Annotated in this window: 10 protein-coding genes; 3 read left to right on the top strand and 7 right to left on the bottom strand. The window is 66.4% G+C overall.

The window, feature by feature from the left end; genetic code table 11:
• The first annotated feature begins 157 nt into the window (after positions 1 to 157).
• Positions 158 to 844, top strand: coding sequence for a GntR family transcriptional regulator (locus WKW82_RS24785; RefSeq protein ID WP_340345032.1), 687 nt, complete (start codon positions 158 to 160; stop codon positions 842 to 844).
• A gap of 51 nt (positions 845 to 895) precedes the next feature.
• On the opposite strand, the gene WKW82_RS40665 is transcribed toward WKW82_RS24785, so the two are convergent.
• Both WKW82_RS40665 and WKW82_RS24770 read right to left on the bottom strand, forming a co-directional pair.
• Positions 896 to 3,328 carry a diaminopropionate ammonia-lyase gene (locus tag WKW82_RS40665; RefSeq protein WP_422823572.1) on the bottom strand — a complete coding sequence of 811 codons (2,433 nt, stop codon included), beginning with the start codon at positions 3,326 to 3,328 and terminating at the stop codon, positions 896 to 898.
• A gap of 8 nt (positions 3,329 to 3,336) precedes the next feature.
• Positions 3,337 to 4,497, bottom strand: coding sequence for a M20 aminoacylase family protein (locus WKW82_RS24770; RefSeq protein WP_340345031.1), 1,161 nt, complete (start codon positions 4,495 to 4,497; stop codon positions 3,337 to 3,339).
• 101 nt (positions 4,498 to 4,598) lie between these two features.
• On the opposite strand from WKW82_RS24770, the gene WKW82_RS24765 reads away from it, so the two are divergent.
• Both WKW82_RS24765 and WKW82_RS24760 read left to right on the top strand, forming a co-directional pair.
• Positions 4,599 to 5,072, top strand: coding sequence for an Lrp/AsnC family transcriptional regulator (locus WKW82_RS24765; protein ID WP_340345029.1), 474 nt, complete (start codon positions 4,599 to 4,601; stop codon positions 5,070 to 5,072).
• Between the two features lie 72 nt (positions 5,073 to 5,144).
• Positions 5,145 to 6,008 (top strand): LOG family protein, encoded by an 864-nt coding sequence (locus WKW82_RS24760; protein ID WP_340345027.1) that lies wholly within the window; start codon positions 5,145 to 5,147, stop codon positions 6,006 to 6,008.
• Here WKW82_RS24760 and WKW82_RS24755 read toward each other — a convergent pair.
• From WKW82_RS24755 to pncB, 5 genes are all read right to left on the bottom strand, one after another.
• Positions 5,996 to 7,180, bottom strand: coding sequence for an MFS transporter (locus tag WKW82_RS24755; RefSeq protein WP_340345026.1), 1,185 nt, complete (start codon positions 7,178 to 7,180; stop codon positions 5,996 to 5,998). The two genes, WKW82_RS24760 and WKW82_RS24755, sit on opposite strands and share 13 nt — an antisense overlap.
• A 109-nt stretch (positions 7,181 to 7,289) precedes the next feature.
• Positions 7,290 to 8,924: a DNA recombination protein RmuC gene (locus WKW82_RS24750; protein ID WP_340345025.1), complete on the bottom strand. Its 1,635-nt coding sequence runs from the start codon at positions 8,922 to 8,924 to the stop codon at positions 7,290 to 7,292.
• A 43-nt stretch (positions 8,925 to 8,967) separates the two neighbouring features.
• Entirely contained in the window at positions 8,968 to 9,957 is a 990-nt protein-coding gene (locus tag WKW82_RS24745; protein WP_340345024.1) for a 2-hydroxyacid dehydrogenase, read from the bottom strand.
• 5 nt (positions 9,958 to 9,962) lie between these two features.
• On the bottom strand, positions 9,963 to 11,375 hold the full coding sequence (locus WKW82_RS24740; RefSeq protein ID WP_340345023.1) for a sodium:proton antiporter: 1,413 nt from the start codon (positions 11,373 to 11,375) through the stop codon (positions 9,963 to 9,965).
• Positions 11,372 to 12,571 carry a nicotinate phosphoribosyltransferase gene (gene pncB, locus WKW82_RS24735; protein ID WP_340345021.1) on the bottom strand — a complete coding sequence of 400 codons (1,200 nt, stop codon included), beginning with the start codon at positions 12,569 to 12,571 and terminating at the stop codon, positions 11,372 to 11,374. The genes WKW82_RS24740 and pncB overlap by 4 nt, the downstream gene beginning before the upstream one ends.
• Between the last annotated feature and the right edge of the window lie 79 nt (positions 12,572 to 12,650).

Raw genomic sequence — 12,650 nt, 5'->3', positions numbered from 1 at the left:
GTGGATGGCTCAACTATCGCAATTAATGATTGATTCAAACTGGACGTATTGTTGAACAATCTATGAAAATTGGAAGACTCGGCGGGCGCAAATTTCTAGGGAAATACCCGAGCGCTGTTGAACAATCATCCGTGTCGTCTGTTACAAACCTGTTCCGATGAATCCGCCAGACACCCCCTCCCCCGCTGCCCGGACGCTGGCCGAACGCATGGCCGAACAGGTGCGCCAGAAGATCACGCAGGGCGAGTTCCTGCCTGGCCAGCGCTTGTCGGAACAGACGCTGAGCGAGAGCCTGGGCATTTCGCGCAACACCTTGCGCGAGGTGTTCCGCATGCTGACAAAGGACGGCCTGGTCAAGCATGCGCCCAATCGCGGTGTCTTTGTAGCCATCCCCAGCATCGCGTCGATCATCGACATCTACCGGGTGCGCCGGCTGATCGAATGCCAGGCCTTGTCGCAGGCCTACCCGCGCCATCCGGCCCGCAAGAAGATGCGCGAGGCGGTGGAGACGCAATTGCAATGCCGGACCAGCGGCGACTGGGTCGGCGTGGGCACCGCCAACATGGCATTTCACATGGCCATCGTGGAGCTGGCCGACAGCGAACGGCTCACCCAGATGTTCGCGCCGGTGCTGGCCGAACTGCGGCTGGCCTTCGGCTTCCTGCGCGACGCCGAGTTCCTGCACGCGCCCTACGTCGAGATGAACGTGAAGATCGTCGAATTGGCCGTGGCCGGCAACTTTGTTGAGGCAGCGGCGGCGCTCAACGAATACTTGGTGCACTCGGAGCGCATCGTACTGGCGGTGTATGCCAGGCACATTTCCGAAGGCGGTTGGGGGAGTTGAGTGCCCGAGTCCGCTGATGCCGCGCCGGGCGTTTGCCGCTCAATCTCTGGATCAGTTTTCGTCGGCCAACTCGCGCATCACGTCCAGCAGCACGTTGGCGCCGTGCATCAGGTCCGCGGGCGCGGTGTGCTCGCGCGGGTTGTGGCTGATGCCCTGTTGGCTGGGCACGAAGACCATCGCCGTGGGGCAGATACGCGCCATCATCTGCGCGTCATGGCCGGCACCCGAGGTCATGCGCCGGCAGGACAGGCCGCGGCAGGCCGCCGATTGCTCGATCAGGCCCACGATCCGCGGGTCGAAGCGCACCGGTTCGAAGCGGGCCAGCGCGCGCGTTTCGATGCTCACCGATTCGCGCGCGGACAAGGCCTGAAGGAAGCCGGCCAGTTCGGCCTCGGCGCGCTGCAAGGTCGCCTCGTCCGTGTGGCGCAGGTCGACGGTCAAGGTGGCGCGCGATGCAATCACGTTGACCAGGTTCGGATGCAGTTGCATCGAGCCCACGGTCGCCACCTGGCTGCCGCCGAAGCGCTGCGCCAGTTCGCGCACGAACACCGCGATGGCCGCCGCCGCATAGCCCGCATCGCGGCGCAGGTGCATGGGCGTGGTGCCCGCATGATTCGATTGGCCGGCGACGGTGATCTCCTGCCACGAGATGCCTTGCAGGTCCTGCACCGCGCCGATGGTGATGCCTTCGGCTTCCAGCACCGGGCCCTGCTCGATGTGCAATTCGACGAAGGCATGCGGCCGGATCGCGCCGCAAGCCATGGCGCCCGCGTAGCCGATGCGCGCGAGTTCCGCACCGAGCACGCTGCCGTCCGTGCCGACGGTGGCCAGTGCCTGTTGCAGCGGATAGCCGCCCGCATGGACGAGCGAACCCATCATGTCGGGCATGAAGCGCACGCCCTCTTCGTTGGTGAATGCGGCAACGACGACGGGGCGATGCGTTCGGATGCCACCCGCATTCATCACGCGGACCGCCTCCAGCCCGGCCATCACGCCGTAGCAGCCGTCATAGCGGCCACCGGTTGCCACGGTGTCGATGTGCGAGCCCGTCATGACCGGTGCGGCGTCGGCTTGGGCCCCTGCGCGGATGCCGAAGATGTTGCCGATCTGGTCGATGTGCACGTCGAGGGCCAGTTCCTTCATCCAGCGCACGAGAAGGTCACGGCCATCGCGGTCGGCGTCGGTCAGCGCGATGCGGCAGACGCCGCCCTGCGGGGTTGCGCCCACTTCGGCGTGGGCGGCGATGCGATGCATCAGCGCGTGTTCGTCGATGTCCGTGCGCGCGGCAAAGGCGGTCTGTGCCGCCAGCACATCGGCGGGCGATCGGCCGGTGAGCTCCCGGTACACGCCGGGCGCCGTCGCGCCTTCGGTGTTGATGAGGAGGATGCGCGAATCGCCGTCGAGCCCGATCTGCTGGCGCAGCGACGGTGCATTGGCCAGCAGCTGCAACGCGGCCAAGCCCGCGGCGCCTGACTCGCCGCTCAGGACGGGCACGTCACCTTCCGCTCCTTCGGCCAGCAAGCGCATCGCACCCACGGCGGCGGCATCAGGGATCGTCATGAAGAAATCGACGGCCGGCTCCAGGAAGCGCCAGGCCAGGGGCGAGGTTTCGCCGCAGGCCAGCCCGGCCATCACCGAATCGACCGAGCCGGTCGCGAGCGCCGGTCGGCCCAAGCGGGCACTTTGGAAAAGGCAATCGGCCTGCTCGGGCTCGACCACGATGAAGGTGGGCCGGGCTGCGCCGAAGCGCTCGCAGAAGTAACTCACGATGCCGGCCGCGAGCCCGCCGACGCCGCCTTGCAGGAAGACGTGCGTCCAGGGGCATGCAGCTTGACCTTCGAGCAACTCGTCGACGATGCCCGCGTAACCCTGCATCACGTCGCGCGGGATGTCTTCATAGCCCTCGTAAGAGGTGTCGGAGACCACCTGCCAGCCGTTGGCCTTGGCGAGTCGAGCGGCCTCCTGTACCGAGGCGTCGTAGTTGCCGGCCACGCGCACGATGGTCGCGCCGAAGGCTGCGATGGCGTCCTCGCGTTCCTGGCTCACATTCGCATGCAGCACGATCACGCAGCGGCAGCCGAGGCTTTGCGCGGCGGCGGCCAGCGCGCGGCCATGGTTGCCGTCGGTGGCGCTGATGACGGTGAAGTCCTTCAACACGTCGGCATGCCGCCCGGCGAACAGGTCCGCAGGCTGGAACGCGTCGTGAGGCCAACGACGCAGCACCAGCCTCAGCAGCGCGATGGGCGCGCCCAGCACCTTGAAGCTGCCGAGCGGCGAACGCGCGGATTCGTCCTTGAGATCGAGCCTGCCGATCGACAGGCTTTGCGCCCGCCCCGGTAGCGTGCGCAACGGCGTCGCGCCGGGATTGAGGCCCGACCAGTGCGACAGCCAGCGACGGCTCTCACGGGCGGCGGCGATGTTCATGACCTGCGCGAGCGCAGGCTCGTAGGCGCCCCGACGGGCGCGCGTGTTGGCAATCAGCATGGTGTCCTTCAGCGCGGCAGGCGGATGCGCGCCAGTTCTGCGAAGTAGCGGGCGCCCACGGGCAGCACGTTGTCGTTGAAGTCGTAGCGCGCGTTGTGCAACGGCACGCCGCCCTGCCCCGCATCGCCGTTGCCGATGAAGACGAAGGCGCCCGGCACGTGGCGGAGGAAGGCGCCGAAGTCCTCGGAGATCATCATCGGCTGCACGTTGGCATCGACCTTGTCGGCGCCGACGATGGCGGTGGCGGCGGCCAACGCGGTGGGCACGCATTCGGGCCAGTTCACGGTGGGTGCGAACTCGTGCGTGTACTCGAAGCTGCATTCGGCACCGTGCGCCTGGCAGATGCCCATGCTGATCTCGCGCATGCGGCGCGCCAGCAACGCCTGCACCTCGGGCGCGTAGCTGCGGGTGTCGCCCTTGATGGTCACGTGCGTCGGGATGGCGTTGCGGATGCCGTCGGTGATGAACTCGGTGCAGGACACCACGGCCGACATGCCGGGGTCGACCGAGCGTGCCACCACCGTCTGCAGCGCCAGCACGATCTCCGCGCCGATCACCAGCGGGTCCACGCCCATGTGCGGCCGGGCCGCATGTCCGCCGCGTCCGGTGATGCGGATCACGAAGTTGTCCTCGCTGGCCATGATGCCGCCGGTGCGAGTCGCGAAATGGCCGGCCCGCATGCCGGGCATGTTGTGCGCGCCATGGATCTCGTCGACCGGAAAGCGCTGGAACAGGCCGTCGTCCATCATGGCCTTGGCGCCCCGGCCGTGTTCCTCGGCGGGCTGGAAGATGAAACGCACCGTGCCGTTGAAATCGCGCCGCTCCGCCAACAGCTGCGCCGCGCCCAGCACCATCGCCATGTGGCCGTCGTGGCCGCAGGCATGCATGCAGCCGGGTGACTGCGAGGCATGGTCGCGGCCGGCGGCGTCCTCGTTGATCGCGAGCGCATCCATGTCGGCGCGCAAGCCGATCGCGCCTTCTCCCTTGCCCACCTTGAGGTTGGCGACGACGCCTGTACCGCCGATGCCCCGGTGCACCTCCAGGCCCAAGGCGCCGAGCACGCTGGCAACGTAGTCGGAGGTCTTCTTCTCCTCGAAGCCGGTCTCGGGATGGCGGTGCAGGTGATGGCGCCAGCGCACCAATTGCTGGCTGAAGTCTTCGGTGATCATGGTGATGATCTTAGGAACGGGGGAGCGGGTGGATTTACCATTCGCGCCCCGCTTTTGCTTCATTTCGCCCGACTTCGCCCCTCGGATGAAACAGACACCGCATGAACCTCGACCGCCTCGACACGCAGATCCTCGACCAGCTGCAGCAGGACGCTTCGCTTCCCCTGCGCGCACTGGCCGACAAGCTCAACGCCTCCCCCGCGACCTGCCAGCGCCGCATTGCCCAGCTCAAGGCCTCCGGTGTGCTGCTCAAGCAGGTGGCGATCGTGGACCGGCTGAAGGTCGGGCGACCGCTCACGGTGTTCGTCTCTGTCGAGCTGGACAAGCAGAACGATGCCTTGCTGCGCAACTTCGAGAAGCGCATGAGCGGGGAGCCTGATGTGATGGCCTGCTACGAAGTGTCCGGCGAATTCGACTTCCTGCTGGTCGTCAATGCGGCCTCGATGGAGCGCTACCACGCCTTCACGCGCGAGGTGTTTTCGTCGAACAACAACGTGCGCAATTTCAAGAGCACCTTCGCCATGAACTGCTCCAAGTTCGAGACGCGCATTCCGCTGGCCGAACCACCCGCTTGACGCTGATAAATCAGGTTGGCCCGCATCCTGCAACGCGCACAATCAAGTCCACTTCCTCCAAGCTGAACCGCCATGAACAAGACCCACAACATCCATGACAAGCGACTGGCCGACGCATGGGCCACGCTGCAGACCCACGCCGACAGCGGCTTGCCGCTCGACCCCGATCCATCGCGCATCGCCTTCGCCGACCCCGAGTTCCTGTTGCGCCGGGAAACACGCGGCATCCGCATGCAACTGGAGTTGATGAAGCCCGACCTGGAGATGCGCAAGCACGGCATCGAGAACACGGTGGTGGTCTTCGGCAGCGCGCGCTTTCGCAGCGAGGAGGAATCGCGCGCACTGATCGCCCAGGCCGAGGCAGCCGGCGACGCACCGCTGGTCGAGCGCCTGCGCAAGCTCGCACGCGGCTCGCACTACTACGAGCAGGCCCGCGCCTTCGGCAAGCTCGTGGCCGAATACAGCAACGACAAGGAGCCGGAGGACAAGCTCTTCATCTGCACCGGCGGCGGCCCCGGCATCATGCAGGCGGCCAATCGCGGCTCCTACGAAGGCGGCGGCCTCAACGTCGGGCTGGCCATCGCGCTGCCCATGGAAGAAGCGGCCAATCCGTATGTCACGCCGGCGTTGAGTTTCAAGTTCCACTACTTCGCGATCCGCAAGATGCACTTCATGATGCGGGCCAAGGCGCTGGTGGCCTTCCCCGGTGGCTTCGGCACGATGGATGAACTCTTCGAGATCATCACGCTGGTGCAGACGCGCAAGTCGAAGCCGGTGCCGATCGTGCTGTTCGGCTCGGACTACTGGAAGCAGTTGGTGAACTTCGACTTCATGGTGGACGAAGGTGTGATCTCGCCGGGCGACGTCAACCTGTTCGAGTATGTCGATGCGCCCGCGGATGCGTGGGACTACATCAAGAAGTTCTACAAGCTGTGATCGGCGGGGGCTGGAACCTTCAGCCCCCACACCGCGCGCGTCCCCGCGGCCACGATGCCGCCCACCAACCAGAACACACCCGCGATGCCGATCAGCGAGCCGGCCGCGCCGAACAGCATCGGCATCGCGACGCTGGACGCATTGAGCGTCATCACCCGCAGGCCGAGCGCCTCGCCGTGCCGCGCATGCGGCGTGATCTGATGCAGCATGCTCATCACCATCGGCTGCACCGCACCGAGCGCGATGCCCAGCGCGACCGAGCAGGCGCCCATGCCGAGCGCCGTGGTCATCAGCGGATAGACCGCGAACACCAGCGCCGTGACGACGTTCGAGGCGGTGATGACGGTGCGCTCCTTGAGGTGCGATGCCACCATCGGCAGCACCACGCGGATGGCCGCCGCGGCGACCGCGAAGGCGCCGAGTACCGAGCCGATCACCGATGCGCTCAGGCCGCGGTCATGGCCCAACAGCGGCAGCACGAAGGTGTGCACGTCCCATGAGGCCGACTGCAGCCAGTTGACGAACAGCAGGCGTCGGAACATCGGCTGGCCCAGCAGATCCCAGGCGCGCGGCTTTGGCGTACCGGCGGGTGCGCGCGTGATCGGCAGTTCCGGTGTGCCTCGGGCCAACAGCCAGCAGATGACCGGCAGCACGGCCAGCAGTACGAAGGCCGTGCGATAGCCGACGAGGTCGCCAGGCACGCTGCCTGCATGGTCGATCAGCAGGCCGGTCGCGAAGGGCCCGACGAAGTTGGCGGCGGCCGGGGAGATGGCGAGCCAACTGAACACCTGCTTGAGCTGGGTCGGGTTGGCCGCGGCGCGGCCGACGTGGCGCTGCAAGGCGATCAGCGCGATGCCGGTAGCGCCGCCAGTCAGCAGCGCGGCCAGGCAGAGCACCGGCAGCACCGGGAACAAGGCGGCCAGCGCGGCGCCCGAGCTCGCCGCAACCACCGCGATCTGCAGCGGCAGCCTCAAGCCATGGCGATCGGCGAAGCGCCCTGCCGGCAGCGCCAGGAACACCTGCGTGAGTGCGAACAAGGCCAGCAAGACCCCCACCGTCGCCGCACTGTGCCCTTCCTTCAGTGCGAGCAGCGGCGACGCCAGCCGCGTGCCTGTCATGGCCGCGTGCAGGCAGACTTGCGCGACGATCAGGCGCAGCAGGTCCGGCGTCATCGCACCTGCCGATCGATTGGCCGCGCCCTCGCGGTGCTGCGCAAGAGATTCATGCCGAGGGCGGATCTTCCGGAAGGTCGATCAGGGGCAATCCCGCCACACAAGGCTTTCATGTTGGTGGCAGGTCTTCCGGAAGTCCGATCAAGGGCAACCCGGGCTCCGGCGCTTCAAGGCCTGCCTCCGGAATGGCCGCATCCAGCGTGGCCGCACTGAAGGTCTTGGTCGGCTTCACACCGAGCGCGCGCAGCATCTCGGCCTGCCGGATCGCATTGCCGTTGCCGCTTCTGAACTTCTTGAAGGCCTCGCCATACGCGGCCTGCGCCTGGTCGAGCGACTTGCCGACGCGCTCCAGGTCGCCGACAAAAGCCGCCAGCTTGTCGTAGAGCTCGGCGCCGCGCTTGGCGATGTCCTGCGCGTTGCGGCTCTGCTGCTCCTGCCGCCAGAGGTGCGCCACGGTGCGCACCACGAACAGCAGCGTGGACGGGCTGACCAGCAATACGTTGCGGGCCCACGCATCCATGAACAACTGGTCGTCGGCCGACACGGCCAGCATGAACGCGGGCTCGATCGGCACGAACATCAAGACGAAGTCGAGCGACTTCAGGCTGTAGAGCTGCTCGTAGCGCTTGCTCGACAGTCCGTCGATGTGCGTTCGGATGGACGCCAGGTGCCGGCGCTGCGCCGAATGCCGTTGCTCGTCGGACGCCGCGCTCACGCATTCCTCGTAAGCCAGCAGCGACACCTTGGCATCGACCACCAGCTTGCGGTCTTCCGGCAGGTGGATGATGACGTCGGGTTGCGCGCGCGAGCCGTCTTCACGCGTGTGGCTCTGCTGTACGTGGTACTCGACGCCACGGCGCAAGCCAGACGCTTCGAGCACGCGCTCCAGGATCAGTTCGCCCCAGTTGCCCTGCGTCTTGGACGAGCCCTTGAGCGCCTGCGTCAGGTTGCGGGCCTCGGCGCCGAGCAACTGGTTGAGTTCCATCAGCTGCGTCACCTGCTGCGCCAGGGCGGAGCGCTGCTTGCCCTCGGTGTCGTAGAAGTGCTCGACCCGGCCCTGGAAGTCGGCCAGCCGCATGCGCAGCGGATCGAGCAGCGCGCCCAGGCTGGTCTGGTTCTGCTCGACGAAGCGCTTGCTCTTTTCCTCGAGGATGTCGTTGGCCAGCGCCTTGAACTGGTTGGCCAGCGCCTCGCGCGCTTCATGCAGGTAGGCCAGCTTTTCCTCGGCCTGCGTGCGTTGCAGCGCCTGCACCTTCTCGGCCTCGTGCCGATCGGCTTCCATCTGCGTCTTCAGTTCCGCGACTTGCGTGCGCAGCGCACTGGCCTCGTTGCGAAGCACGTCATGCGCGCGGCGCTCCTGTGTCAGCGCCTGGTCGAGCACCGGCACGCGTTCCGCGCGCTCGGCCAGTTGCGCACGCTCGTCGCGCACGTTGTCCAACGCGTCGCGCCAATCATCGGACTGGGCGCGCAGGTCGGCGAATTCCGCATGCAGCGCGCCGAGTTCCTGCTCCGCCCCGCGCGCACGCTCCTGCGCCACCGCGATCTGCGGGCGCAGGCTGCCTTCGGCCTCGGCCGTGGCCATCTGCAGCGCTTGCGCACGGGCCTCGTCCACTTGCTCCCGCAAGGTCTCCGCGGCGCTGCGACGCGCCGACGCGCCACCGAAAAGCCAGCCCGCCAACAGTCCCACCAGCAGCGCCACAGCCGCCAGCGCGGCAGGCACCATCCATCCGTTCCAGTCCATCATTCAGCGAAGTTCTGTTCTGCCTGTTTGTTCAGCCTGGCTTGCACTATGTCCTGCCAGCGAGCGCCGCGGGGTTGAGCGGACTCACCGCCTTGCCCTGGGTGAGGAAACCGATGAGGTTGGCGGTCGCCAGGTCAGCCATGGCGCGGCGCGTGGGCACGGTGGCGCTGGCAATGTGCGGCGTGAGGACCACGTTCGGCACGGTCAGCAGGTCCGGGTGCACCTTGGGCTCGCCTTCGAACACATCCAGGCCGGCGGCGGCGATGCGCTTCTCGCGCAGGGCCACGGCCAGCGCCGCATCGTCGACGATGCCGCCGCGCGCGATGTTGATCAACGTGGCGGTCGGCTTCATCAGCGCCAGTTCAGCCGCGCCGATGGTGTGGTGCGATGCGGGGCTGTAGGGCACGACCAGGACGACGTGGTCAGCCGTCTTAAGCAGCTCTTCCTTGCTCGCATAGCTGGCCTTGCATTCGGCTTCCAGCGATGCATCGAGCCGCGAGCGGTTGTGATAGATCACCTTCATCCCGAAGCCATGCGCACCGCGCCTGGCAATACCCTGCCCGATGCGTCCCATGCCGATGATGCCGAGCGTGCTGCCATGGATGTCAGCGCCCGAGAACATGTCGTAGGCCCACTTGGTCCACTTCCCGGCGCGCAGGAAATGCTCGCTCTCGGAGACGCGGCGGGCCGTCGCCATCAGCAGCGCGAAGCCGAAGTCGGCGGTGGTCTCGGTGAGCACGTCGGGCGCGTTCGTGCCGAGCACGCCGCGCGCGGTCATCGCGTCGACATCGAGGTTGTTGTAGCCCACGGACATGTTGGAGACGATCTTCAAGTCCGGGCAGGCGTCGAGCACTTCGGCATCGATGCGCTCGGTGCCGGAACTGAACATGCCCACCTTGCCCTGCAGCCGCGCAATCAGTTCGGCCTTGCTCCAGAGCGCGTCGGCCTGGTTGGACTCGACCTCGAAGTGTTCTTCAAGCCGCGAGATGGTTTCCGGAAAGATGCCGCGTGCGATCAGTACCTTGGGTTTGCTCATGATGTTCAGCGAAAGAAGATGAGGGTGGTGAGGATGAACAGGGGCAACAGGATGCCACCGGACCAGGCCATGTAGCCGAAGAAGCCCGGCATGCCCATGCCGCGTTCGTCCGCGATGGCCTTGACCATCATGTTCGGCGCATTGCCGATGTAGGTGCAAGCGCCCATGAACACGGCGCCGGCGGAGATCGCCGCCAGCGTGTCGGCATGGGTGGTCATCAGCGTCTGGGCATTGCCGCCAGCGGTGTTGAAGAACACCAGGTAGGTCGGCGCGTTGTCGAGGAAGGCGCTCAGCACGCCGGTGGCCCAGAAGTACATGGCCGGGTCGGGCTGGCCGTCGGCACGGGTCACGGCGGAGACGACCGCGCCGAAGGGGCCTTGCTCGCCCGCGCGCAACATCGCGATCACCGGGATGATGGTCAGGAAGATGCCCGCGAAGAGCTTGGCCACTTCGGCCATCGGGGCCCAGGAAAAGCGGTTGTCGGCATGCACCTTGCGGGGGGTGATCGCGAGCGACAGCAACGTCACCCCCACCAGCCCCAGGTCGCGCACGAGACCCGGCAAGCCGACGTGGGTGCCGTGGATCTCGAAGCTCACCGGCGACTTCCACACCCCGCTCATCAGCACCAGCGCAACGATCGCGCCCAGCAGCCAGAAGTTGCGGGCACCGTCGAAGCCGATCCCGGGCGTGTCCGGCGTCGGGTCGGCGGGCAGCACGCCTTCCTTGCGGTAGTAGTGGCGATCCATCAGGTAGAACACTACGAGCAACAGGCCGACGACGAACAGCGTGTCCGGCAGGATGTTGCGCAGCGTCCAGAAGAACTCGACGCCTTGCAGGAAGCCGAGGAACAGTGGCGGATCACCCAGGGGCGTGAGCGAGCCGCCCACGTTCGACACGATGAAGATGAAGAACACCACCACATGCACCCGGTGCCTGCGGTTGTCGTTGGCCCGGATCAGCGGGCGGATCAGCAGCATCGATGCACCGGTGGTCCCCATCAGGCTGGCCAGCAGCGCGCCGATGCCGAGGATGCCGGTGTTCAAACCCGGTGCGCCATGCAGGTTGCCGCGGATGTGGATGCCACCGGCCACGGTGTACAGCGCCGTCAGCAGCACGACGAAGGGGATGTATTCGCCCACCAGTGCGTGCAACAGTTGCTCGCCTGCGAACGGCGCCCCGTAGGCCACGCCGAAGGGCACGAGGAACGCCAGCGCCCAGGCCGCCGCCACCTTGCCGTAGTGGTGGTGCCAGAAGCTTGGCGCCAGCAAGGGCATCAAGGCGAGCGAGAGCAGGATGCCGGCAAAGGGCACGCCCCACAGCGGGGACAGCGCGGAGGCATCGAACCCGGCCGCGCCGGCCAGCGTCGGGAACAGGAGGACGAAGAAAAACGTGGCGGCAGCGCGAGCCACGGTCTTCATGCGATCTCGAACACCTGCCGCAGATAGGCCAGGTACTTCTCGTCCTCGCACATGTTCTTGGACGGCGTGTCGGACAGCTTGGCCACGGGCTGGTCGTTGCAGCGGATCATCTTGATGACGATCTGCAGCGGCTCGTAGCCGAGGTCGTTGGTGAGGTTGGTGCCGATGCCGAAGGCCAATTGGCAACGCCCTCGGAACTGCTGGTGGAGCTCGATGGTGCGCGGGACGGTCAGGCCGTCGCTGAAGATCAGCGTCTTGGTGCGCGGGTCGACTCGGTTGGCCACGTAATGCGCCAGCATGCGCTCGCCCCACTGGAAGGGGTCGCCGCTGTCGTGGCGCGAGCCGTCGAAGAGCTTGCAGAAGAACAGGTCGAAGTCGCGCAGGAAGGCGCTCATGCCATATACGTCCGACAGCGCGATGCCCAGGTCGCCGCGGTACTCACGCCCCCACATCTCGAAGCCGAACACCTGGCTGTCGCGCAATCGCGGACCGAGCGCCTGGCAGGCCTGCAGGTATTCGTGCGCCATCGTGCCCAGCGGGATCAGGCCCAGCTTCATCGCATAGAGCACATTGCTGGTGCCGGCGAGCTGCGGGCTGCGATCGCCGAGGCGGGCCGGCACCGTCACCGCACCGAGCTTGCCGCTCAGCGTGCGCAGCACTTCCTCATGCCATTCCTTGGAGAAGCGGCGGCGCGTGCCGTAGTCGGCGATCTTGAGGTCGCTCAGGCCTTCGCCCTGCAGCTGCGCGATCTTGGTTTCGAGGCGGCGGCGGCCCTGCGCCAGGTCCGGCGAGGGCTGCGTGTTGCGGAAGTAGACCTCGTTGACGATGGCCAGCACCGGGATCTCGAACAGGATGGTGTGCAGCCACGGTCCCTTGATGAGGATGTCGAGCTGGCCGTCGGGCTGCGGAGTGATCTGGATGTACTTCTCGTTGAGACGGAACAGGCCGAGGAAATCGACGAAGTCGCTCTTGATGAAGCGCATCGTGCGCAGGTAAGCCAGCTCCGGTTCCTTGAACTCCAGCGAGCACAGGTGGCGCACTTCCTCGCGGATCTGGTTGGCGAACTGCGCGAGGTTGACGCCCGGGTTGCGGCACTTGAAGCGGTACTCCACGCGCGCCCCCGGGAAGCGATGCAGCACCACTTGCATCATCGTGAACTTGTAGAGGTCGGTGTCGAGGAGGCTGTTGATGATCATGGGTGCAGAACCGGGTTGTCTCTTGGGTGCCGAGGCCATTATCACGGCCTGTGCCGCTTTGCGTCGGCGCGTGCCTACG

It is taken from the genome of Variovorax rhizosphaerae (assembly GCF_037889975.1).
Classification (GTDB): Bacteria; Pseudomonadota; Gammaproteobacteria; order Burkholderiales; family Burkholderiaceae_C; genus Variovorax; species Variovorax rhizosphaerae.
Note: the sequence above shows the minus strand (reverse complement) of the source record. Positions and strands in the feature narration are given on the sequence as shown.